The organism is Anatilimnocola aggregata (assembly GCF_007747655.1).
Classification (GTDB): Bacteria; Planctomycetota; Planctomycetia; order Pirellulales; family Pirellulaceae; genus Anatilimnocola; species Anatilimnocola aggregata.
Genome location: NZ_CP036274.1, coordinates 5,314,573 through 5,338,047, shown reverse-complemented (window position 1 = coordinate 5,338,047; position 23,475 = coordinate 5,314,573). Strand labels below are relative to the sequence as shown.

21 protein-coding genes and 1 pseudogene are annotated in these 23,475 nt (G+C 55.8%); 7 read left to right on the top strand and 15 right to left on the bottom strand.

Annotation, left to right across the window (positions count from 1 at the left end; all coding sequences use genetic code 11):
* Nucleotides 1-335 precede the first annotated feature (335 nt).
* The gene (locus ETAA8_RS19945; RefSeq protein WP_145092311.1) at nt 336-1,400 is read right to left on the bottom strand and encodes an integrase core domain-containing protein; all 1,065 of its coding nucleotides are present in this window, start codon (nt 1,398-1,400) and stop codon (nt 336-338) included.
* Nucleotides 1,401-1,699: 299 nt separating this feature from the next.
* Between ETAA8_RS19945 and ETAA8_RS19940 the strand changes: the two genes are divergently transcribed.
* Complete coding sequence (locus ETAA8_RS19940) at nt 1,700-2,263, top strand: Rossmann-fold NAD(P)-binding domain-containing protein (protein ID WP_202921118.1); 564 nt, start codon at nt 1,700-1,702, stop codon at nt 2,261-2,263.
* 37 nt (nt 2,264-2,300) lie between these two features.
* On the opposite strand, the gene sdhB is transcribed toward ETAA8_RS19940, so the two are convergent.
* The 11 genes from sdhB to ETAA8_RS19885 all read right to left on the bottom strand — a co-directional run bounded on the left by sdhB (nt 2,301) and on the right by ETAA8_RS19885 (nt 13,212).
* Nucleotides 2,301-3,218: a succinate dehydrogenase iron-sulfur subunit gene (gene sdhB / locus ETAA8_RS19935; protein ID WP_238397429.1), complete on the bottom strand. Its 918-nt coding sequence runs from the start codon at nt 3,216-3,218 to the stop codon at nt 2,301-2,303.
* Entirely contained in the window at nt 3,219-3,548 is a 330-nt protein-coding gene (locus tag ETAA8_RS19930; RefSeq protein ID WP_145092308.1) for a cupin domain-containing protein, read from the bottom strand.
* A complete protein-coding gene (locus tag ETAA8_RS19925; RefSeq protein WP_145092305.1) occupies nt 3,548-5,770 on the bottom strand; it encodes a nitric-oxide reductase large subunit in 2,223 nt (740 codons plus the stop codon). Before ETAA8_RS19925 ends, ETAA8_RS19930 begins: the two co-directional genes overlap by 1 nt.
* A gap of 102 nt (nt 5,771-5,872) precedes the next feature.
* The gene (locus tag ETAA8_RS19920; RefSeq protein ID WP_145092303.1) at nt 5,873-6,415 is read right to left on the bottom strand and encodes a c-type heme family protein; all 543 of its coding nucleotides are present in this window, start codon (nt 6,413-6,415) and stop codon (nt 5,873-5,875) included.
* Between the two features lie 196 nt (nt 6,416-6,611).
* Nucleotides 6,612-7,016 (bottom strand): response regulator, encoded by a 405-nt coding sequence (locus ETAA8_RS19915; RefSeq protein WP_202921117.1) that lies wholly within the window; start codon nt 7,014-7,016, stop codon nt 6,612-6,614.
* Nucleotides 7,017-7,131: 115 nt separating this feature from the next.
* The gene (locus ETAA8_RS35645) at nt 7,132-7,290 is read right to left on the bottom strand and encodes a TspO/MBR family protein (RefSeq protein ID WP_145100755.1); all 159 of its coding nucleotides are present in this window, start codon (nt 7,288-7,290) and stop codon (nt 7,132-7,134) included.
* 23 nt (nt 7,291-7,313) lie between these two features.
* Nucleotides 7,314-7,937 (bottom strand): DUF417 family protein, encoded by a 624-nt coding sequence (locus ETAA8_RS19905; RefSeq protein ID WP_145092297.1) that lies wholly within the window; start codon nt 7,935-7,937, stop codon nt 7,314-7,316.
* Between the two features lie 57 nt (nt 7,938-7,994).
* The gene (locus ETAA8_RS19900) at nt 7,995-8,933 is read right to left on the bottom strand and encodes a helix-turn-helix domain-containing protein (protein WP_145092294.1); all 939 of its coding nucleotides are present in this window, start codon (nt 8,931-8,933) and stop codon (nt 7,995-7,997) included.
* Nucleotides 8,934-8,977: 44 nt separating this feature from the next.
* Entirely contained in the window at nt 8,978-9,379 is a 402-nt protein-coding gene (locus tag ETAA8_RS19895) for a TspO/MBR family protein (protein WP_145092292.1), read from the bottom strand.
* Nucleotides 9,376-11,784: a cytochrome c peroxidase gene (locus ETAA8_RS19890; RefSeq protein WP_202921116.1), complete on the bottom strand. Its 2,409-nt coding sequence runs from the start codon at nt 11,782-11,784 to the stop codon at nt 9,376-9,378. The genes ETAA8_RS19895 and ETAA8_RS19890 overlap by 4 nt, the downstream gene beginning before the upstream one ends.
* Before the next feature lie 363 nt (nt 11,785-12,147).
* Entirely contained in the window at nt 12,148-13,212 is a 1,065-nt protein-coding gene (locus ETAA8_RS19885) for an integrase core domain-containing protein (RefSeq protein WP_145092286.1), read from the bottom strand.
* Between the two features lie 852 nt (nt 13,213-14,064).
* Between ETAA8_RS19885 and ETAA8_RS19880 the strand changes: the two genes are divergently transcribed.
* The 3 genes and pseudogenes from ETAA8_RS19880 (at nt 14,065) to ETAA8_RS35950 (ending at nt 15,727) form a co-directional block, all read left to right on the top strand.
* Nucleotides 14,065-14,952: an alpha/beta fold hydrolase gene (locus tag ETAA8_RS19880; RefSeq protein WP_145092284.1), complete on the top strand. Its 888-nt coding sequence runs from the start codon at nt 14,065-14,067 to the stop codon at nt 14,950-14,952.
* Nucleotides 14,949-15,500, top strand: a pseudogene (locus ETAA8_RS19875) (formylglycine-generating enzyme family protein); the annotation flags it as partial. The gene ETAA8_RS19880 and the pseudogene ETAA8_RS19875, both read left to right, overlap by 4 nt.
* Nucleotides 15,501-15,595: 95 nt before the next feature.
* Complete coding sequence (locus ETAA8_RS35950) at nt 15,596-15,727, top strand: SUMF1/EgtB/PvdO family nonheme iron enzyme (RefSeq protein WP_145092278.1); 132 nt, start codon at nt 15,596-15,598, stop codon at nt 15,725-15,727.
* A gap of 58 nt (nt 15,728-15,785) precedes the next feature.
* On the opposite strand, the gene ETAA8_RS19865 is transcribed toward ETAA8_RS35950, so the two are convergent.
* The 3 genes from ETAA8_RS19865 to ETAA8_RS19855 form a co-directional block, all read right to left on the bottom strand.
* Nucleotides 15,786-17,258: a sulfatase family protein gene (locus ETAA8_RS19865; RefSeq protein ID WP_145092275.1), complete on the bottom strand. Its 1,473-nt coding sequence runs from the start codon at nt 17,256-17,258 to the stop codon at nt 15,786-15,788.
* A 128-nt stretch (nt 17,259-17,386) separates the two neighbouring features.
* Nucleotides 17,387-18,745, bottom strand: coding sequence for a sulfatase family protein (locus ETAA8_RS19860; protein WP_145092272.1), 1,359 nt, complete (start codon nt 18,743-18,745; stop codon nt 17,387-17,389).
* Between the two features lie 177 nt (nt 18,746-18,922).
* A complete protein-coding gene (locus ETAA8_RS19855) occupies nt 18,923-19,384 on the bottom strand; it encodes a sulfatase/phosphatase domain-containing protein (RefSeq protein ID WP_145092269.1) in 462 nt (153 codons plus the stop codon).
* A 112-nt stretch (nt 19,385-19,496) separates the two neighbouring features.
* Between ETAA8_RS19855 and ETAA8_RS19850 the strand changes: the two genes are divergently transcribed.
* The 3 genes from ETAA8_RS19850 to ETAA8_RS19840 all read left to right on the top strand — a co-directional run bounded on the left by ETAA8_RS19850 (nt 19,497) and on the right by ETAA8_RS19840 (nt 23,446).
* Complete coding sequence (locus tag ETAA8_RS19850) at nt 19,497-20,243, top strand: 3-keto-disaccharide hydrolase (RefSeq protein ID WP_145092266.1); 747 nt, start codon at nt 19,497-19,499, stop codon at nt 20,241-20,243.
* A 258-nt stretch (nt 20,244-20,501) separates the two neighbouring features.
* Nucleotides 20,502-21,737 (top strand): M14-type cytosolic carboxypeptidase, encoded by a 1,236-nt coding sequence (locus ETAA8_RS19845; RefSeq protein WP_202921115.1) that lies wholly within the window; start codon nt 20,502-20,504, stop codon nt 21,735-21,737.
* A 71-nt stretch (nt 21,738-21,808) separates the two neighbouring features.
* Nucleotides 21,809-23,446, top strand: coding sequence for a DUF1549 domain-containing protein (locus ETAA8_RS19840; RefSeq protein WP_145092263.1), 1,638 nt, complete (start codon nt 21,809-21,811; stop codon nt 23,444-23,446).
* Nucleotides 23,447-23,475: the final 29 nt, after the last annotated feature.

Sequence of the window (23,475 nt, the reverse complement as noted above, 5' to 3'; positions counted from 1 at the left end):
CGCTCCGGGCTTGTCCCGGCTAAGTCCCACCTGGAAGTCGTCGGGGACGCTCACGCCCAGGACCATGCAAAAGTGGCTTCCCAAAAATCCCGCCGCCGAAGAAAATCGTGGCGATTATGGAGGTTATCGCTCTGCTTGAAAGACTGCGCCTCCTGATCCGGTTTATCTATCCTCGGCGACAACGATTCAGAAGCGATCTCGTTTCATATCCGAAAACTCGGAAACTATTTTCAAAAAGCCTAAAGCTAAGTTTTCCTCTGGTTAGATACTCTGTGCCACCGGCTTTCGTCTTTTTGAAGAACGACTCCGAAAAACTGTGGGCGTAGATTCTGGGTTCACGCCGCCTTCCGCTCAAACGACTTCACCAATCCGCCCACATACGATTTCACTTCCAATTGCTCCATCGTTAGGGTCTCAACTTCTGGTGGCTCCGCTCGAATTGGCGGCAGGTTCTCTCGTTCCGAGTGCGAACGGTACTTGTTGTAGTATTCGCAGAATTCGCTCACCAGAAAATCCAGATGCCGTCTGCCGAAAATGATGAACTTGCGGAGGCATTCCATTTTGATGGTCCCGATGAACCGCTCGCATCTGCCGTTGAGATTTGGGCTGGCTTTCGGCAGTGGGTTTGTCCGTACCCCTTTTTCTTTCAGTTTGGCCGTAAACTCCTTGGTGAATTTCGTATCCAGATCGTGAAGCACAATCGACGGTTTCTCGTCACGATTCATGGTTTGATCGAGGAATGATTCCGTCTGCTCAACGACCCACGCAGAATTGGGGTTCGTGGTGGACTTTGAGAAGACCACTTCTCGTGACTTGATGCAGAGGAACACCAGCACGAACAAGGTTTCGATGCCACGGGCCGTGACCGATTTCACTGAAAAGAAGTCGCAGCCCCAAAGAGTTGCGCCGTGGCGCTCAAGAAAGTTGTTCCAGGTGTCCGAAGTGCGGTCAGGCCCCGGCTCGACCCCTTCTTCCTTCAAGATGTTGCGAATCGTCTGGCGGCTGATCTTTTTGATCCCCAACTTCCTCAACTCGCCGATGATCCGGGTATAGCCGAAGCCCGTGGTGCGGGCGATCTCCAGCACTAGCTGCCGAACCTCCCTCGGCTTGCGTTGCCCACCCTTGGTATTCTTCTTTTCGTCTTTCTTCTCTTCCTGGTGGAGCCAGCGATAGAAGGTGGAAGGTGTCACAATCGTAATCAGCTCTTCGATGGCCTTGCCGATCATCTTGCCAAACTTTATCAGCCGTTGGCGCTCTTCAGGCCGAGTGTGAATCTGCCCAGGGATGCGTGCCCGCAGAATCTTGTTTTCCTCCTTGAGGTACTGGATGTACTTCGCCAATTCCCGATCCGTGGCCGAGGCGATCAAAGCGAGCAAGGGGTGGAAAATCTTGGCAGGCATGGTATTGTCGAAAGTCGTATAAAGGCAAGGAATTGCACATCCGTTGTACACCGCTTGCTCGCCGCTTTCGACGCAATTTTCTGCTCGTTTTTTCCGCCTTAAAACCGCTTGCGATTCAGGGTGAAACCGCCGTCGAAGCGAGGCGGCAACGAGCCAAAAACTCGTTTCTGAATTCAGATATTTCGAGTTCGTTCAGTCAGTCCCGCAACCCGATAACCGCCGATCTCCCCGAACTGAAATCGCTTGGAAATCGTTGCCACGCTGATGGTTATGAGCGCAAGTCATTGGCCCGATTGATCATGCGATTTTCAAACTTAAAGACCTTCGGAACCGAAGGGGTGGGCGAAATTCTGCGTCAGTCGGGAGTGGAGACGATCGAGTTTCGAGCAGGGATGGTTGTCGGAGCAGGCAGTCTGTCATTCCAGCTTATGAAGTCGTTGACCGACCGACTGCCGGTGATGATCTGTCCTCGCTGGCTCTCGACGCCCACTCAGCCCATCGCCATCAACGATGTATTGGCGTATCTTCTGGCGGCAAAGGACTTGCCGGTTGGTGTGAGCCAAACCTTCGAGATCGGCAGTCCAGATGTTATGACCTACGGCGACTTGATTCGAGAATATGCTCGGCAGAAAGGGCTGCGGCGGCTGCTGATTTTCGTCCCGGTCCTAACGCCCTATCTTTCTGGACTGTGGCTGGCGCTCGTGACGCCTGCCACTTACGAGGTTGGTCGTCACTTGATCGAAGGCTTAAAGAATCCGACTGTCGTTCAAGACCACTCAGCCAGCAAGGCGTTTGCGATACGACCAATGGGTGTTAAGGAAGCGATTGAGCAGGCTCTCGCAAAGGACGCAAGTTCAAAATAATAGGGCAGGCCAACCATGACCACCTACACCCACATCGTCAGCCGAAAAACTTCTTGATGGCGTGCAGCGTAGCCGCACGTCCGATGCGTCCCCAGGAGTCGGTTAGCGGAATGCGTTTAGGGCAAACCGCCGTACAATTCTGAGCATTTCCGCACTGCTGGATGCCTCCCTCGGCGGTCGCTGCATCCAGTCGCTCGCCCGCATTGAACCGACCAGTTGGATGCGAGTTAATCAGCACCACTTGATTCATGGCATGTGCCCCGATAAAGGTTCGATCAAAGTGGGCGTCCTGTTTTGCCTTGAACTCTGCTTCCGGTTCACCTTCGGACTGTTGAATCTGCACCAAGTTGTTCTGCGGACACGCTTCCAAGCAGCAGCCACAACTCATGCACTCGCTTAGCGGGTACGCTTGCTGCTGCTCTTGCTGAGACTGTCGAGGCCCCGGCCCTTGGTCGTAGTAACCATCTACCGGAATCCAGGCTTCGACTTTTTCCAACGCTCGAAAGAGCCGACGACGATCCACCACCAGATCACGAACGACGGGAAACTTGCTGAGCGGGCGAAGCTCGATTTCACCGGGTTGATCGGCCACGAGCCTTTCCACCAAAGCACTGCAAGCCTGTCGAGTGCGACCATTGACTAGCATCGTGCAGGAGCCGCAGACTTCTTCGAGGCAATTGGCTTCATAGGCGATGGGAGCAACGATTTCGCCGCTGGTGGTCTTCGGCTCAGTTGCGATGCGTTGTAAAACTCCCGTGACATTCAGCCCAGGTTCACGACGAATCAGAAAACTCTGCCAGTAGCTCGCTTCGGCTGGATGATCCTGCCGAAGAATGCGAACGCTCACCCAACCTTCAGCGTCATTCACAGAATTAGTCCCTTCAAATAGCTGACGAGCAGCGGGACCGTTCATGTTCCCCATGTCGGCCAGAATGAAGAAGCATTGGGCAGACAATCATTTCTTAGCCAACAGAAGTGTTACCAGCAACGAAGAATCTTCGCTGGCCTTTAACGCATGTGGCTCGCCTGCGGTGAGATAAAGCAACTGTCCCACAGAGAGTTCGACTGCGTTCTCCCCGACTGTGAAGGTGACTCGCCCTTCCAAGCATTGCACAGTGATCTCGCCGGGAGCTTTGTGCGAGGGAATATCTTTGCCCGCTGGCAAGACCAAGCGGATTAGCTCCAGCGTGGCAGTCTTAACCAGAGTCTCCGTCTTGGAATCGCTCAGGGCAGCGCCGAGAGGCAATTCGATGATCTCACCCGATTTGGCATGGTGAATCGACATTAAGCATTCCTCCGAAAAGAGTGTCCGGTTTTGAGACCGGCGACAAATAAGACCAACGCCACGGCTCCGAGAAAGAAGATTGTGTCGCCTGGAACTCGCATCCACCGCAAGTTTTGCATCAGTGGCGTTTGCAAGAACTCGCTGCTGCGGGCGTACCAGTAACCATGCTCGACGGAGGCCCAGGTCTGCATCAGACCTACGGGCAACAAGCTCAGCAGGCACATCGCCGCCAAACCGCCATTCAAAGACCAGAACGAGAACCGCAGCAGCCCATCCTTCCACTCCACACCGGGAATCAGGACTCGCAAGCAGACCAGCATCAACCCGATCCCCAACATGCCATAGACGCCGAACAACGCAGCGTGACCATGCAACGGAGTCGTGTTGAGACCCTGCATGTAATAGAGAGCAATCGGCGGGTTAATCATAAACCCGAACAACCCGGCCCCGACCATGTTCCAAAAGGCGACAGACACGAAAAAATAGATCGGCCACTTGTACCTTTGCACCCATGGGGATGATCTCGACCGTCGCAAATCCTCCATTGCATCGAACCCGACGAGAACCAGAGGAACCACTTCCAGCGCACTAAAAACCGATCCCCAGGCCAAGGCTACGGGCGGCGTACCGGAGAAATACAGGTGGTGGCACGTTCCGATGATGCCGCCCGAAAGAAAGATGGTGGCAGACAGCAGAGCCGCCGCCGCAGCGATACCCGGTCGGATCAAATTCAGTCGCATGAAAATGAAGGCGATGACAGTGGTGGCGAAAACCTCGAAGAATCCTTCGACCCACAAATGAACCACCCACCAGCGCCAGTATTCGACTATCGTCAGGTTCGTATGCTGCCCCCAAGTCAGCCCCGCACCGTAGAAGAGAGCGATAGCGCCCGTGGAGACGGCCAGCAAAGCCACAAGCTGTTTCTGCTCCCCTTCTTTTCGCAAGGCTGGGAGCAAGACTCGAATCATTAAGAACAGCCAGAGCAGCAGACCGACGAACAGGCCAACCTGCCACGCTCGCCCTAAGTCCACGTACTCGTAGCCCTGATGGCCGAGATAGAACGACACCGTGTCCGACAGCTTGTTGTGAACGCTCAACCATTCGCCGGTTAATGAGCCGACCACCACGACCAGCAATGCCACAAACAGGATGTTGACGCCCAGGCGTTGGCCCTTTGGTTCCTTCTCGCTCACCAGCGGGCCGATGAACAAACCGGCAGCCAACCAAGCCGTGGCGATCCAGAAGAGGCCCAATTGAATGTGCCATGTTCGAGCCACGCTGTACGGCAACCATTTTGAGAGTGGAAAGCCGTAGAACGCATCGCCCTCAACGCCGTAGTGCGCCGTGATGACTCCCAAGAGCATTTGCAACAGAATCAAGGCGGACACGACCCAAAAGTATTTGACGGTCGCTTTCTGAGAAGGAGTGGCTTGCCAACTGCCGAGTGGATCGGTTTCCGGCGCAATTGGCTCTTGCTCGGCCTCTCGTCGAGACGCATACCACCACGCCATCGCTGAAATTCCCGCCAGTAGCATGATGATGCTCACGCCCGTCCAGACGACTGCATCACCAGTGGCTCGGTTAGCGACCAACGGCTCGTAAGGCCAGTTGTTGGTGTAGCTGATGTGAGCGTTCGGTCGATTGGTCGAAGCTGCCCACGAGGTCCAAAAATAGAAAGCCGAAAGCCGACGCAGGCGAACCGGATCAGTCACGGCTCCAGTTGGAATGGCGTAGTCGGTTTTTCCGTTCGAGAACACATCTGAATAGTGGGCCAAGTTCGACTCAAACGCTTCGGCACGAATCGGAGCAACCGTGACCGTTTGCGTTTTCGGATCATAGGTATTGGTCCGCATGAGCGTAGCCAAGCGACCGCTCAACTGCGACTGCCTCTCATTGTTGAGTTTCTCGAACTCGGTGTCGTAGTCACTCTTGGCCCAGCGGTCGAGGATGAAAATGGCTTCACGATGTAGCCAATCCGCTGTCCAGTCCGGTGCGACATAACTGCCGTGTCCCCAGACTGAGCCGACCTCCATGCCGCCGAGCGTCTGCCAAACATTTTGGCCAGCTTGAATCTCACCTTCGTCGATAACCACTTTGCCTTCGGTCGTGACTACCTGCTTCACAATCGGCGGCGCTTCTTCGTAAATCCGAGTGCCGATCCAGCCGAGGATGGAAAAGGAAACAAACAGAACGAGTGTGAATCCGATCCAAAGTTTTTTCATGGTCCACTTACTCGCTCTTCGCAGGGGCAATCTGAAGGACAATCATCGTTTAGCGGGAGCGATCCGTATGGATCACTCCCGCTTCTGCAATTCCTACCGACCTCATTCAATGGGCAGTGTGTAGCTGATCGCTCCAATGGCTGCACCCTTTTTGGCGTCCCCGTAGTGAGGATGGCACATGACGCACTTCTGCATGACCACAGGAACAGGCGTCATCGCACGCAGGTACGGTTTTCCATCTTTTTCGATGATCTGTTCGTAATAGTCCTTCCCGTCCTTTAACTGACGCACCCCTTGTTTCTCGAATTCATCCTTGGCGACATTCTTGTCGTCGTAAGGTTTTCCTGTTACGTCCAGCAGTCGAACTCCGTGCCAGCCTTTTTTCTCGACCGCACTGAATAGAGCAATTGCTGCGCTGCCTGCGGGGAAATCATTTTCGTCATTGACATATTTATCCGTGATTAGCACGACGGCGGTTTTGTACACGTCGTCCAGCATCCGTACCGTCTTCCGGGTCCGCTCCGTAGCCGCTGCCGATGGCTCGTTCTCGTTCTTCGGCGGCGCTTGCTCAGCCGAAAACAGGAGTCCGGTCACAACTAAGGCTGCCAACAGCCCACAAACGAGAATTGACGACGTTCGACCCATGTTGATTTCCTTTCCAAAACGAGCGAGAGCTTAAAAGTGGACTACGATATCCAATTTTGGAATGTAGCGAACGGTTAATGTGGATGTCAATGTCCAGAATGGCTTTTATTGAGCCGGTCGAGGTTTGGGCCGGGCCAGTTGGTGGAGCGCCATTCGCCTCGCTTCTTCGGCGATGACTACCAGTGCAGTCAGCGGATTAACAGGTATTCGCACCTTCGCTCGAACGCCGAGAAACAAAGTTTCCGACAATCTTTTCCACAAGCGGTATCAGCAGTGAGAAATCCACCGGCTTCAGAAAGGAACACCTAATTCCCGCCTCGGCTGCTTCACCCGTTGTGGTGATGGAAGTGAAGCCAGTTATGAGTGCAACCACGATGTTCGGCTGCATGATCTTCAAGCGTCGGCAGAGTTCCAGGCCGTCCATGCCGGGCATGTTGTAATCGAGAAAAGCCAAGAGGTAGTGGTGGCCCCCGGATAATTCCACGGCACTTGCACCGTCGTGGGCCGTATCCACCGTGTAGCCGAGGTCTAAGAACACGTCCGACATCGAATCGCAGGTGTCCGTGTCGTCGTCAACCAACAAGATGTTTGTGTCTATCACCGGCATTCTCCCTGTTGTGTTGGGCACCGACGATAAAAAAAGCCGACGTGGTGGAGCACCCCCAGGGTAGTCCACCACGTCGGCTTACTCTTTAGCCAACGCCGCATTGTACTCCTCAAGTCGAGGACATCACAGGCCGAGACGCATCTTGTTCAATGCCCCAATTCATCGCCGTGATCGACAGTTGCAACACGGTCGCCGTCGCCACCCAGATCAGATACGGTACTTGTGCCAGCGCCACCCAGCGGAAGTGCGGCCAGACGGCAACGATCATCCATACAGTGGTCAACTCGGCACTCACATGCTGGTTGAGAGTAGCTGCTCCTCCCTCACATCGAATGTCTGCGAGTCGGACGCCGCTCGTTGTAGCAGGTACGCCCTGGCTGAATCAGCCATCGTCACCAAGGCTGCACCCATCATAATGGCGTCCTTGATGACGAGCCTTCCGGCCCCGCTCAGATACGGAAATCCGTGCTGCGCATCGCCAAGAGGTGGAACCCAACATTCGGGCGTCGTGATGAGAAACGACAGCGTGACGAACGACATCACGAAGACCAGGAAGCTGCCGACTGCCGCCGCCTGGGGAAGCCACGGATGCAGGCAGAGCAGCAGTCCGTACAGGACGATCATGGTCCCCAGCCCGTAGGCAAACTCGTAAGTTCTGTTCGACTCGTGCCAGGAGCGGTTCTCTGGCACGAGTGCCCCTTCGGGGTTCTTGTGGGCTTTGTAGTTGCTAGGATCGGCATAGAAAAAGCTCATAGTCGGACTGTTGGCGACGAACGGCACGATGCCGTCCGCTTCGTACCGAAACGCCTTCAGACCTCCGATCCAAAGCAACACGACGATGAGTCCAACTCTGGTCAGAGTTATGCCCACTTTGTCCATTCGAGACGCCAGTTCAAACAGTTTCAGCACGCTCATTTTGCTTCTCCGTTTAGAGTCAGAAACGGCGAGCTTCGATTCTCTCACCGCCCTACTTCAACTATCGGATGCCCCACCAGAACGCAGAATGGGCGCATGGGACGAAAGCATGGACAGATTGCTCCCGCCTCGAATTTCCGTCTCGAAGTCACGGAAGAAGGTCGGAGAGTAGCCGGTGGCCTTCTTGAACAAGCGACTGAAATAGAGTTCGTCGGAAAAGCCAACCTCTCGTGAAATCTCTTTCACGGACTTCAACGTGTGGAGCAGTTGCCATTTGGCGTGAATGAGAATGCGATTACGAATCAGATCACTAGGCGTGGTCCCAAGATGATCCCGCACAATCCTGCCGAGAGTCTTGGGGGTGACGTGCAGTCGCTTGGCGTAGTCGGCGGGTGAATGCAGGGTTTGGTAGTTCGCTTCGATAAGGTCACGAAGCTGAGCGAGAACGGGATGTCGCAAGTCTGCCAGCCCTGGTCCACAGGCTGCCGCCTGCGGCGTCTTAAGACGAGTGGCGAGGATCAGCAGCACTTTCAGATAGGCGAGCATGACCTCGCCAAAGGCAAGCTCTTCCCTGCCTTGTTCGTTCCGAATGCGTTCGACCAGACCCAAGACTTCCGACCTCGCATGTTCGTCCAGGGTGACGACGGGATCGCCGTAGGGATCGTTAAACAGAATGCCGCTACAGCCAACCTCGGCGTGAAACGTCTCCACGCAGAGAAAGTTCGCATGAAACTGGATGAGTTCTCCGTGAACTGAACGAGTCGGTGCGAATCGGATGTGCTGGTAGGGAACAAAGAATAGCAGTGAGTTGGGATGGAAGTAAAACTTAGAAGCATCGGCCCAGAACGAGCCGGAACCAGATTCGATGAAGTAAATCGAGAAGTAGTTCGTGCGTGGCGGCTCGGTCGGTTTGCAGGGGAGCCGCAGGCCTTCCATACGGATCGCCTGATCGCCCTGACGAGGATCGTACAAGTTGCCGATATTGCGTTTGCTCATCGTGACGATAGCCGGGAATTATTCACTTCCCTGAGTTGCGAGCTTCATTTCCCCCAATTCATCGCAGTGATCGACAGTTGCAGCACGGTCGCCAGTGACACCCACACGAAATAGGGGACCTGGGCCACGGCAACCCAGCGGTAGTGCCGCCAGATGGCAACCATCATCCAGATGATTGTGACCCACACGACCAGGATGTCCACCGAAGCCAGCGACAGATTCCGCATCCCGAACTGGATCGGGGTGAAGATCAAGTTGGCGACGAGGTTGATGGCGAACGGCAGCGCCACGAGCCACGGCACTTTACGCCGAGCCGCCTGCACGAACACGAATCCGAAAGTGACGATGATAACGGGGTAGAGAATCTGCCAGATCAGGCCGATGGTGGCCGGGGCGGGCGTCCACGAGGGCTTGGCGAGAGAGTTGTACCAGTCGAGCCAGTTCAATTCTTGCCTCCGTTCGTGCTAACCAATAACTCGACGAGTTCCGTAACCCACCCGCTATGCCAGTCGTGCTTGCGTTGCGGGCCATCACGATACTCGTGCGGGATTTTCAACTCATCCAACAAGGCATGAACTCGCTGATGGTCCTGTCGAAAACTGCCGTATCCAGTGAGCAACAGCCTTTTACCCTCTCCCATTGCGCTTGCTTTCTTCGCTACAAGGTCGGAAATACGGTACGGCTCAAATGCCTCCTGATTGCCAAAAATCACTTTCGTGGCGTACTTCCCAAGATCGGCCATCATCATGGGGGCATCCCAGGCAGCGGCCCGACCGAAGAGATTGGGGTGCCGCAACAGCAGGCTCCATGCTCCCCAGCCTGATTTGCTGAATCCAATTAACAGTCGCCCATCCACAGACTTTTGAGCCGGATACGTTTGCTCAATAAGCGGCAGCACGACGTTGATAAAGTAGGTCTCCTGACGAATCTTCAGATCGGTTGGATGATCGGCGTACCAAGGGACACGGGAAAATGTCGGTGCGACAAAGATCGTCTGAAGTTTGTTGTGCAGGTCGTGCTTCTTAACCTCCAACAGCCCATCGCCGTAGTGGTTGCCGTTGCCTGCTTCGACCGGCAACACGTAGACAACCCGCAATTTTCGACCTTGTTCGAGGCGATCTGGAAGCAGCACCCTGACGCTCGTTTGCTCTGCTTGGTAGGGCGATTCAATCCGATGAATCAAGAATCCATTGCTGTCGCTTACAGCGGGCGAGATTGAAGTCTCAGGCTCGCCCTTGAGAAGCGCTGGCAACACTGGTGGTGTCTCAATAGGCGACTTACCCGTAAGTGAATTGAGAAAAGCAACCAGCAGGGGAATTTCCGAAAAACTTTGCCCGGAGAGGGCGGCGGTATCGGGAAGCAAACCATCGGGGCCAGTTTTGGGGATGCCCCGATAATAGAACTCCACAACATCGTTCAGCGTCTTGAGCGTGCCATCGTGCATGTACGGTGCTGTTTCAGATACGTTTCTCAGCGTCGGAGTGCGGAAGCGATAGCGATCTTCTTTCTTGCCCGTGATCTTGCCTCGACCTTCATCCCGATAGGACGTTCCCAGGCGATAAAACTTACTATCACTCAGCAGCGGGCCATGATGACATTGGGTGCAGCCTGCTTCGCCCTGGAACAACTCCAGTCCACGGATGGCGTCAGACGACAAAGCCTGTTTGTCGCCTTTCAAGTAACGATCATAGGGCGATGGCTCAGTGACTAGCGTTCGCTGATACGCTGCAAGGGCTTTGGCGATTCCGTCTCGATGAGGCTTCGTGCCGAAAATACTCTTGAATTGACGGACGTAGGCCGGAATCGCATTCAGTTCCTCTTCAAGCTGATTCAAGCCCTGATTCATTTCGTCAGGCGACAGAATGGGGCCAAGCGCCTGTTCTTCGAGGGTTGCTGCCCGACCGTCCCAGAAAAAGTTGTCAAAGAAGCCGCAGTTCAAACAGGTCTGCGTGTTTCGGGATAACTTCTTACCGCCTACTCCTTGCCCCAGGGCAACCCCATCGCCGAAGGCTTTATCGAACAAGTGACAGGTCGCACAACTGATGGTGTTGTCGCCCGAAAGTCGATGGTCGAAGAATAGTTGCTTCCCCAAGGAAACCTTCTCTGGTGTCGTGGGATTGTCAAGCGGCGCAGGTGCCGCCTTGGGCAAGGGAACCAGTGGTTCGTCGTCTTTGGCTTTGCCATCCTGCTTCTCAAACCTCACGAAGTACGACTCCTTGAGCATGTCTTTTTTCTCTTCGATCTGCTTAAACCCGGCATCGACGATCTCCTTGGTGAACACTTCTTGTCCCGCACGCACATGGCCGATGGCCCATTCGCTGCTCTTGCCAGGAATGCGATGAAAGTCGACTAGTACGACCTGCCCATTGGGCTTGAGCGCCTTGTGGATCGAGCGCATCGTTTTGTGCGGGAACTCGAAGTGATGGTACGTGTCGCAGATGAATACGAGATCGACCGAGTTTGGCGGAAGTTCAACGGAGTCCGGCTTGCACACGACGCCGACGATGTTCTCCAACTTTTGCTGACGAGCAATCTTCTCAACGTAGGAAACGAACTCGTCCGAGATGTCCACGGCATAGACCTTCCCCTTGGCCCCAACCAACGGAGAAAACATGCGGGTGAAGAGACCAGTCCCGGCCCCGACATCGGCCACGGCCATCCCCTCTTTGATGCCCAAGGCAGCAACGACTTCCTTGCGGTGGTCGAAGACATCCCGGCCCTCGATCTCAAATCGTTCGACGAACTCAGGGACGTTGGGGGCATCGAAGGCTTTGTTGATGCCGGGATTAACGCTCTTGTCTTGAGCGAACAATGGGCATGACGCCAACAGAGTCAGAAGCACGGCGAGCATTGTGCGGAACATTGCGGAAACCCAATGTGGCTGCATGTCAGGCAAAACATCAGTTTAGCCGTTTGGCTAACGGCGGCCACTCGCTCGTTTGTTGTGGACGACTGCGACAAGTGCAAGCTGATCGGCTTGGATTTGGAAGGCACGATCGGTGAGAGTCGCAGAGGGTTGATCCCGTTGTCTTCACGATGTACTGCCGGTGGTTCGAAAGAACCCAACCGAGCCTTGAGTGAGCCGATTTGATTCGAGTTGCAAAGTTCCAAGCTAATCAATTATTTTGAAAAACCTGCGGAGTCGGTTCCATGGTGGGCACCGGTGGACCAGCGAAGCCTGCCGACTTTGTTTTGTCCGCTGCCAGCTTGTGGATCACGCTGCCTTCCGTTCAAACGACTTCACCAATCCGCCCACATACGATTTCACTTCCAGTTGTTCCATCGTTAGCGTCTCAACTTCTGGTGGCACTTCCCGAATTGGCGGCAGGTTGTCTCGTTCCGAGTGGGAGCGGAACTTGTTGTAGTATTCGCAGAACTCGCTCACCAGAAAATCCAAATGCCGTCTGCCGAAAATGATGAACTTACGGAGGCATTCCCATTTGATTGTCCCAATGAATCGCTCACATCTGCCGTTCAGATTCGGGCTGGTTTTTGGCAAAGGGTTGGTTCGTACTCCCTTTTCCTTGAGCTTGGCCGTGAACTCCTTGGTGAATTTCGTATCCAGATCGTGCAGCACAATCGACGGCTTCTCGTCACGATTGACGGTTTGATCGAGGAAGGTCTCCGTCTGTTCAACGACCCATGCAGAGTTGGGGTTCGTGGTGGACTTCGAGAAGATCACTTCCCGTGACTTGATGCAGAGAAACACCAGCACAAACAGCGTTTCGATGCCACGGGCCGTGACGGATTTCACCGAAAAGAAGTCGCAGCCCCACAGAGTTGCACCGTGGCGTTCGAGGAAATTGTTCCAGGTGTCCGAAGTGCGGTCAGGCCCCGGCTCGATCCCTTCTTCCTTCAAGATGTTGCGAATCGTCTGGCGGCTGATCTTCTTGATACCCAGTTTTCTCAACTCACCGATGATGCGGGTGTAGCCAAAGCCCGTGGTGCGGGCGATCTCTAACACTAGCTCCCGCACTTCTCTCGGCTTGCGTTGCCCACCCTTGAGATTCTTTTTGTCGTCCTTCTTCTCTTCCTGGTGGAGCCAGCGATAGAAGGTGGAAGGGGTCACGATGGTGATCAACTCCTCGATGGCTTTGCCGAGCATTTTGCCGAACTTTATCAGCCTTTGCCGCTCGTCTTGTCGAGTGTGGATTTGCCCAGGGATACGTGCCCGCAGAATCTTGTTTTCTTCCTTGAGATACTGGATGTACTTCGCCAATTCCCGATCCGTGGCCGAGGCAATCAAAGCGAGCAAGGGGTGGAAAATCATGGCGGGCATGGTATTGTCGAAAGTCGTATAAAGGCAGGGAGTTGCACATCCGTTGTACACCGCTTGCTCGCCAATTTCGACGCATTGTTTTGCTCAGTTAGAACTGATTGAAAAGTGCTTCGGCAACCGTGGAACAACGGAAATCAGGGAGCGATTTGCCGGGTAGAAAAAGCTGCGAAGACATTTGGGAAATGTGATTCACCTTCCGCCGCAGCACGGTTCACTTAGCATCGAGTCCTCTGTGAATTCACAGAGATGTACCTTCTTCACTCGATGCCAGTCGCAAAAGAAAGCGAAGCCGGTGAAACCAAATGCAGTTGCAAAGCTAAGGCTCGCAAGACGTTTCGGCCACAAGATGCTTTGAGCAAACAACTTGCGAAATTTGGCACGATCAAACTTCGGAACCGAAGGCACTTTCACGATTCACGCGAATGTCGCAGGTACCGAGACCTCTTTTGGGGTAGCTCTATGACATGCAGCGCGTTCAGAAATGGAAGCAACTGAATGGACCTTAACTCACCTGACGATGATTCCGCCGTAACAAATAAAAGCTTGATTGCGGCTGTTCAATTGAAAGAGGAACGTGCGTGGGAGCGTTTTGTCAATGTCTATTGCCCGCTGATATACGCGTGGTGTCGACGAGCGAGTGTTCCTGATCGTGATGCCGTTGATTTAACACAGCAGGCCCCAGTTTCATTGCGACCGTTACCGGCACTCACGAGCCGACTGTGAATTCTCATTGAATCTCACGGCTTTTGGACCATTGCCGCCGAAGCCAGGATATACGATGCAGCTGACCGCGTGACGCTGCGACCATTCTTTCCTACGGATAGCAGCTTGTGCAGCCGGGGTTACCTAACCATGGAACATTTGCAGCTACAACTCGGCGAAGTGTCGCTGCACGTCGTAGCCGCTGGCCAAGGTCCGGCAGTAATTATGCTGCACGGCTTTCCCGAGTTTTGGTACTCCTGGCGTTTGCAGATTCCGGCGCTCGCCGCAGCGGGGTTACGAGCCATCGCGCCAGACATGCGCGGATACAACCTGTCCGACAAACCCTACGGGCTCAGTGAGTATGCGCTCGACAAATTAGTCGCCGATGTTGCCAATCTGATCGAGCAGCAGGCAAGAGGCCGCGCGTTCGTCGTCGGCCATGATTGGGGCGGCGTGGTGGCCTGGCGGTTGGCCGCTCTTCGTCCGGATTTGGTCCGCAAGCTGGCCGTGCTCAATGCACCCCATCCGGCCGCGTATCGAAGAGTCTTAGGCAACAATCCCCTGCAGTGGCTCCGATCTTCGTATATCCTGCTTTTTCAGATTCCGTGGCTCGCCGAATGGATTATTCGAGCCGGCGACTTCTGGCTGATTGAGCGAGCCTTCAAACGGCAAGCCAGCCCAGCCGCGTTTTCGGCTGCTGACATCGAGCGTTACAAAGCAGCCCTTCGACAACCGGAGGCCCTCACATCCGCGCTCAATTACTATCGCGCGGCATTCTGGCATTCCCGGCCTCTCTTTGGACCACCGCAGATAATTAGCGTGCCAACTCTTTTGATCTGGGGTGAGCGCGACTTGTATCTCAGCAATCAGCTGACCCGCGGCCTCAATCGCTGGGTTTCAGATCTGCGCATCGCGCGCCTTCCCACCGCCAGTCATTGGGTCCAAAATGACTCACCAGAAGCCGTGAACAATCTCTTGATCGACTTCTTTGCTGAAGCCATTCTGAATCAAGCAACTGACCAACAGGTGACACGATGACTTGGAAGTCTCGCCTTCTGATTGTCTTTGTAATGCTCCAAATCACGGAACTTCAAGCCGCTGAGCCCCTACTGCCGCGGATGCCGTTTGAGCCAGCTAAGGCTAAATACCATCAGCAAGACTGGGCGACCGCTGCTGGCGTGCCCGTGGAGATGACCAATAGCATCGGAGCAAAGCTGATGCTGATTCCACCTGGCCACTTTTCGATGGGACCTAATGGCAGCACTTATCGGGTCACGATCAGTAAGCCGTTCTACATTGTCGCTACCGAAGTCACGCTTGGGCAGTATCGCTGCTTCGCCGCCGAGCATCGGATTGAGGGTGCCGCAGATGAGTTCAACGCGGATGATCGGCCAGCAGCCATATTGTCTTGGGACGAAGCTCAAGCATTCTGCAAGTGGCTCTCCGATCAGCCAGAAGAGCGAAAGCTAGGGTACCGCTATTCACTGCCGACAGAGGCACAGTGGGAATGGGCCGCTCGGGCCGGCAGCGCCGCCACCCGCTACTTCGGCGATGACGACAAACGGCAGAAGGAATTCTGCTGGTTCAACCACACTTACACTCCCAACCCGAAACATGAGATTGACGGCCGTGGGCGACGGGCGTGGCGCAGTTGCCGGCGAACGCCTGGGGATTGCATGACATGCTCGGCAACGTCTGGGAGTGGTGCGATGATCGGCAAATTGACGAGCGGACCGGAGAATCACGGGATCCAGTGATGCGCGGCGGATCTTGGCGCAGTGAAACTACACGAGGCCGGCTTCGTATGGGGTGAAAACAAGCGAACATCGGTATCAAACGTGGTTCCGAGTCGCTCGGCGGCAGATTTCGAACTATTTCCCTGAGCGTTGCCGCGTGCCCTTCTTGGCAGGCTGGTCGTCGCCATCGAATAAGGCTGGGAGTGGCAGGTAATCGAAATCGAGAATCATTTTCTCCGCGAGCGCTTCTCGCAGTTCTCGCTCGATGGCAGCGACTTCCGGTTTGCCGCTGAGGTTTTGCAACTCGGATGGATCGGCCTGCAAATCGTACAGTTCGTAGACTGGTCGAGGGACAGTGAAATAGGTCGCTCGTAAACCAGCGGGCAACTTCCCGGCGGTGTTGGCCGCTTGCATCTCCTTCCAACCCGAGCCGCCGGCGGAGTCGACCGGCGAATAGGGAAGCCACGGCGTGCAGTTGTAGATGAACTTGTAACGATCGCTGCGCACCGCGCGGCCCAGGTCATAACCGGCATTTGTCATGTTGACAGCTACCGGAGCCGAGCCGTGCGGGCCCCGTTCGATGAACACATGCTTGCGCGGTTCGTACCTTTCACTTTTGAGCAGCGGCAAGAAACTGCGGCCGCTCATTTTGATTCCGGGGTCCAGTCCCGCCGCGGCGAGCAAGGTGGGGGCGAGGTCTTCGGCACTGATCAGAGCGCGAGATTCACCGCCCGCTTTCACCGCGCCAGGCCAGCGCACGAAAAATGGGACGTTGGAGCCCGGGTCATACAGCGAGCCCTTGCCATGCGGCAGAGCGGCGCCATTGTCGCCGCAGAAAACAATGATCGTGTTGTCCATCTGCCCACGCGTTTTCAGCACGTCGAGCACTCCCGCGACTGTCTCGTCCAAGCGGTTGATCTCAGCGAAATAATCCGCCAGCTGCTCACGAAGTCCCGGCAAATCAGGCCAATGGGTAGGCAGTACGAGTGTGGCCGTATCGGGACGGAACCTGGCTGGGGCATTCCAAACGTGATGTGGGTCGCTGAAATTCGCCCAGAGGAAAAACGGCTTGTCCGCCGGTTTCTGATCCAGAAACTCGGTGACTTTGGCGGCCACGTCCGCATCGCTGCACGTGTTCAGATAATCAACCCGGTCTTTGAATGTCTTCAGGTTATGCGTTTCAAAAACCTGCGCCACTGCAGCGCCCGTTCGCGCCGAACCATCCAGATGAAAATTCCGGCCGCAGACACCCGTAAAATAACCACCCTTCTCGCGCAGCAACTCGGGCAGCGTGACTTCGTCGCGAGGTAAAGGTGACGAGAACCGTGTCATGCGGGCGGCGACTGCCGATCGACCCGTCATCAGGGTCGCGCGCGACGGAACGCATTGCGGCGCGCCGGTAAAAAACCGATGGAACTTCATCCCCTCCGCAGCCAGTTGATCGAGCACTGGCGTTTTGACATTCGGACTGCCATAGGTACTCAAGTAGGGATAGCTGTGATCGTCGCTCAGCAACAGCAGGATGTTGGGACGCTTCGTCTCAGCAGATGCACCGCCGCTGCCAATCGCGATCAGGGCCACAAAGATCAAACAAAGGTTCTGGCGCATGGTGTTAGGCTCACCTCTTGTGGTTGTTGACATTGCCGAGCGACGAGCCGGACGCCGAATGGCGGAGCAACTCGCGGCGCGAAGAGTGTTCGGCAGAAAGGGCTGTGGCGTCATGCGAGTAAAGGGGTTCACTTCTTCGAGAAATCGTTTCCATCAAAACTCGACCGCACCGATTTCTGCCAGGCGACGAGCGCAGCGCGCATGCGCGTGACGATTTCGGGATGTTGGTCGGCGAGGTTCGTCTTGTGCGCAGGATCAGCGAAAATATCGAACAGTTGCACTTCCTGTGGTTGATTCGCCCGCTTGCCATTTTTCTTCTTGCCCGCCTTAGGTTCCGTCTCAGCAACTTTGCTCGGCGGCACGATCAGTTTGTACTTACCGTCGATCCAGACTCCTTGAATTTCGGTTTCAAAATCGACCTTGTCGAAATTCCCGGAACCGTTCCAAAGTAAGAAGCCCAGCGGCTTGTCGCGGGCGGTCAATTTGCCCTCGAACAATGGCAGCAGGCTTTGGCCATCCAGCACCGGCTGATTCGGCCGTTCGATGTTGTTGATCGCCAGGAGCGTGGGATAGATGTCCATATGGGCGCAGGGCACTTCGGTGATGCGGGGCTGCTTGATCTTCGCCGGCCATTCGAGGACCGAAACCGTCCGCACACCGACGTTCATCTTTCCCTTGCCTGCAGGGTCTTGCGACTGAGGAGTAATGCCGCCGTTGTCGCTCGTGAACCAAACGAGGGTGTTGTCGGCGATCTTCAGTTTCTGCAGTTCCGCCCGCAAGTTGCCAACGGCCGCATCGAGCCCGGAAATCTCGCCATAGAAATCCTGTTGCTTGGCGGGTAGATCTTTGTAGATCGCCTTGAATTCTTCGCTGGCTTGGTGCGGGCTGTGCGGCGAACCAAAACAGACGTAAGTGAAAAATGGTTCCTCCTCTGCAGCGTGTTTCCGAATGTACTTCAGTGCTAGGTCCATCGTGGCGACGGACGTGTCGCCTTCGAGCGTGACGAATTCCTTCGTATCGCCGATCTGCAGTTTCGCGCCGAGATCGAAGTAGTTGATTGCCCAAGTCGCTTCATCAAACCCCATCTTCACCGGGCTGGTTTGGTTTCCTCCCAAATGCCATTTGCCGAATTGCGCGGTTTTGTAGCCGACCGTCTTCAGCGCTTGAGGCAGTGTGAACTCCTGAGGGCGGATCGAGCCCAAATGATGCAAACCAGTGCGAATTGGGGTGCGGCCGGTCATCGTGGCGAAGCGACCCGGCGAACACATCTGGCCGCCGGGATAGAAGTAGTCGAACCGTAGTCCCGCTGCGGCCATCGCATCCAGGTGAGGCGTTTTCGCGTGTGGACTGCCCGCGTAGCTGGTATCGCGCCAGCCCATGTCGTCGGCCATCACAATCACGATGTTGGGCCGCTCGGCAGCATACGCAGGCGCTGAACAGGCCGCGATGAGCAGAAACATAGCCAAGTAATTCGTTCGGCCAGGCATGGCGATTCACCATTCAATGAAAAAGGGGGCAACGACTTCAGTGGATTCGGCACTGGATCGCCGACGGGCATTTGATAAAGCACCACTTTACCTCGCACAGCGCCGACGGCCAATTCGGAGCCATCCGGTGAGAAGGCCAAGGCAGAAATGGTTTCAATCAGTGGTTGTCCCGGCGGCTTAGCCTTTCTTACCCTTTTTCCTTTTCGTTGGTGGATCGCCCGCGTCTTCCGCTTTCAGCCGAACGAGAGCGGCGTGGAGCTTGGCTCGTGCCGCGAGCGCGTCAGCGTCGGTGGTGTCTGTTGTGACGGGGATCTGCCGGTGAGGAGCTTCTTTCATATCGAAAAACTCATCGTTGCTGGTCAGCTTCCAACGATCGCTGCGGACGTTGCGACGATCGTCGAGTTGCACATACACCCATTCGCGCGGCTCACCCTTTTCGCCCAGCAACTGCGGAGCAAAACTTTGCCCATCGAGCTTGCGGTCCGCGGCCGGTTTTGCACCGGCAAACGCCACGAATGTTGGGTGAACGTCGCTGAAATCCACCAGTTCCTTTCGCACGACTCCCGCTGGCGTGGTACCGGGCCAGTTGGCGATGAGTGGTACACGGCTGCCACCTTCGAGCAACCCAACTTGGCTCATGCGGTGGCCACACGAATACCGGTGCCGCCAGGGATTTCGACGGGTGAGCTTCCCACCTATCATGCTCTCAAGCCCAACATTGGGAACCGCCAGACGAACCAGGAAGCCATCCATGCCAAAGCGAATTCGCAGTTGTGTGATTTTCTTCGTGTTCTGCTGCAGCAGTAGCGGGCTTCCGGCAGACCCGCCGGCCGTGACGAAAACGCCGCCTACGTCTGCAACCGTCAGAAAAACAGTTGGCCTGTTCAATGGCAAGGATCTGACCGGCTGGCAGGTCGATGTTCCGGAACTGGATAAGAACCCGGACGCCAAAGCGACCTTTATCGTCCGCGACGGGCTGCTGGTCAGTCTGGGCCAACCGGCTGGCCACCTCATCACTAAGGAGAAATACGAGAACTATCGGCTGGCAGTCGAGTACCGTTTCGCGGCCAAACCCGGCAATTGCGGCGTGCTGGTTCATGCCTCCACGCCCCGGGCGCTTTACAAGATGTTCCCGAAGTCGATTGAGGTTCAGATGAATTCCGGTCACGCTGGCGATTTCTGGTGCATCGTCGAAGACATCACCGTGCCCGACATGGTCAATCGCCGCGGCCCGCAGGAGACCTGGGGTGTCACCGAGGGAAAGGCCCGACGGATTTTGAACCTGACGGACGATTCAGAAAAGAAGCCCGGCGAGTGGAACACGATGGTCATCGAATGCGTTCAGGATGCCGTCAAGGTGTGGGTCAACGGTGATCTCGTGAATCACGGAACCAAATGCACTGCGACGAAAGGACAAATTGCCCTGCAAGCGGAAGGCTCCGAAGTCGAGTTTTGCAAGCTGGAACTGACACCGATTACGAAGTTGACCGAACCTTAATGCGTCCGGACCCACGCTGCCGTGCGACGCTGCAATTCGGCCCATTCGCCAAGTCGGCCGCAGCGAATGGAAGCGGCGCCCCCATCGCGGACCTATTCGACTAATTACCTCAATCGCATTGCACGACACGACTGCGAGTGTAAGAAAGCCCCCATGAACCGCGGATGTATTCGGATTCCTAGAAATCGCCCCGTTCTTGCGGTCGCTTTCTCAGTGTTCTTCTTTTGCCGCATCGCCTTGGGGGCGAATGAGTTGACAGTGGAGTCTGACTTCGAGGGAGCTTCAGTCATTGAGGTCAAAATCGACAATACGGCGCGGAGCATCAGCTTCCGGCCGGGCGGCGATCCGACGCGGGGCTGGCCGTGCTGGTGGTACTTTCGCGTGAAGGGAATCACACCGGGCGAGACGATCTCGCTCCAATTGCAGGGAACGAAAGCGACAACGGCCGGTGGGCCATTGGCCAAGCCACTTGCTTCTTCCTGGGCGATGCCGGAGCAGGCCACGTATTCGCACGATGGCAAGACGTGGCTCCGCACGGAGAAAGGCACGCGCCAGGACGAATTCATGATTTACACGCTCAAGCCGGAGACAACGTCGTTTTTTGTCGCCTGGGGACCGCCCTACACTCCGAGTGCTGCAACGGCCTTTGTACGAGCGATGAGCGAGAAGTCGCCGCATGCCACCGCCAAGGAGTTGTGCCGTTCACGCGAGGGTCGTAGCGTCCCCCTGCTGCATGTGCAGGAGGGGGAGCGAAAGAAGGAGCAGCGCTTCGGCGTCTGGGTACAGGCGCGGCAACACGCCTGGGAGAGCGGATCGAGTTGGGTGGCACAAGGCTTCGGCGAGTGGTTGCTGAGCGACGATGCAGACGCGGCTTGGCTCAGGCAGCACGCGGAGATTTTCCTGGTGCCGATCATGGATGTGGACAACACCGCGACGGGCAATGGCGGCAAAGACGCCCAGCCGCAGGATCACAATCGCGACTGGTCGCCGCAGCCTCATTGGAACGAGGTCCAGGCCGCGCAAAAGATGGTGGGCGGCCTGATTGACGAAGGTCGCATGGATGTGTTTCTCGACCTGCACAATCCGGCGCCGGGAGATCCCACTTTCTTTTACATTCTGGAAAACAGTTCTCTAAAGGAACCCATGATCGGTCTGCGGGATCGCTTCATCGAGCTGTCCTATGCCCGGAATCTGGCGACAGATCAGCGCCAACTGGGTCAGCATGAATGGCAATCCGCACACCGTGAGTCTGTGCCTGGAGACAATCTGGAACTACAAGAACAGCAACACCGAAGGTTACCGCGCCGTCGACGCAAATCTCGCCGCTTCGGTCCGCGAATACCTGGCGGAGAGACCCGCCAGGCACTGACGCCCACAATTAGCCGAGCACTGCCCAATCATATTCCTGGCGAAGGACTACGGCCGCCAGTTCGCTACGCCACACCGATACTCGACAATCAGCAGCACCTCTCAAATCGTATCAATGCTTGTTGATCGAAGGTATTTCGACGGCTACGATGAACCCCGGATTCCCGTTGAGAAGAAGGCAGTAGGTAGCCATCGCAATGATAACTCAAGCGCCGACTCGATGGCTAATCCTGCCTACGATCATGGCTGTGGCGCTTTGCGCCGTGCAATTGGCAGCTCAGGAAAAGCTGCTGCGGACGGTAATCGACTCCGAAATCTCCGCAGCTTGGATGCGTGAGAAGTTTACACCGGCCGACCCCGCCACTGATGCCGAGTTTCTCCGTCGTGTGTATCTGGATTTGGTCGGCGTGATCCCGACTGCCGACGAAGCAGCCGTGTTCTTGGATGACACCGCGACGGACAAACGGAGCAAGTTGATCGACAAGCTGTTGGACGATCCTCGTTTTGCTGAACAGCAGGCCAATCACTGGGACCTGCTGTTCTTTGGTCGCCGCCCTGCTGATCAGGAATTGACGAGCCGGCGCGAAGGTTTTCAAAAATGGCTGAAGGGGAAGTTCGCGACGAACGAACCCTACGATCGCTGGGCTCGCGACTTGTTGCTGGCCCAAGGCGGGACGTATGAAGGTCCAGCCATGTTCTTCGCCCAGTTTCGCTCGCGGCCGGAGGATGCCGCGGAAGCAGTGAGCCGGTTGTTCCTCGGCACTCAGATTCACTGTGCCCGTTGTCACGACCACCCGTTTGACAAATGGACACAAACCGATTTCTACGGCGTTGCCGGATTCTTTGCCCGATTGACGTTCATCGACGCGAAAGAAGATGGCAAACGACATTACATCCTCGCCGAGAAGAGCAGCGGAGAGGTGTTGTTCACCGGGCCCGCTGCCAAGCAAACACCAGGACAGAAGGGGGAGCCGGTCGCGCCGCGTTTCCTGGGCGGCGAGGATTTGCAGGAGCCGCATCTGCCGGAAGGATTCAAGGAACCCGATCTCAAAGGGGTCAAGGACCCACCCAAGCCATTGTTTTCGCGCCGCGAGAAGTTTGTCGATTGGGCGACTCGTCCCGAAAATCCGTACTTTACGAAAGCCATCGTCAATCGCGTCTGGGCGCAGTTCTTGGGGCGCGGAATCATCGATCCTGTAGACGATTTACGTGAGAGCCATGTCGCCAGCTTGCCGGGGGTTTTTCAAACGCTGCAGAAAGAGCTGGTAGCGCACCAATACGATCTGAAATGGCTGATTCGCGAACTGGTACATACGCAGGCTTATCAACTGTCGTCGGCAGGCTCAGGAACCGACGCTCTGCCGAAATGGTATGAACGCGCGCGCGTTCGTCCGCTCACTGCGGAAGAAATCATGGCCGCCATCAGGCAAGCGACGAACTTTGACGAATCCGTTCGCGCTGCCGGCGCCAAACCAGAAACGACCGCGCTGCCGGAGCGAAACTATTTTCTTTCGTCGTTCGGCGAGCCGTTCAATGGCCGGGGAGAATTCCAGCCCAACCTGAACGAGCACCTGTTCTTTAACAACAGTGGCACGCTGCGACAGTCGCTGATCCAGATGAAAAAAGGGAACCTCGCCGATAGCCTGAACAACTCGACGGCTCCCTGGGAGGAACGAGTCGATCATTTGTTCCTCGCGATCCTGTCGCGTCGACCATTGGAGGTGGAGCGGAAGAAGTTCGTCGAATATCTGTCCGCCGAGAAAGCTTCAGCGCCCGCCGTGGAAGAAGCCATTTGGGTGTTACTGAACACTTCGGAGTTTCGCTTCAATCATTGATCCGCAGAACGCCGTCACGATCCACCCGA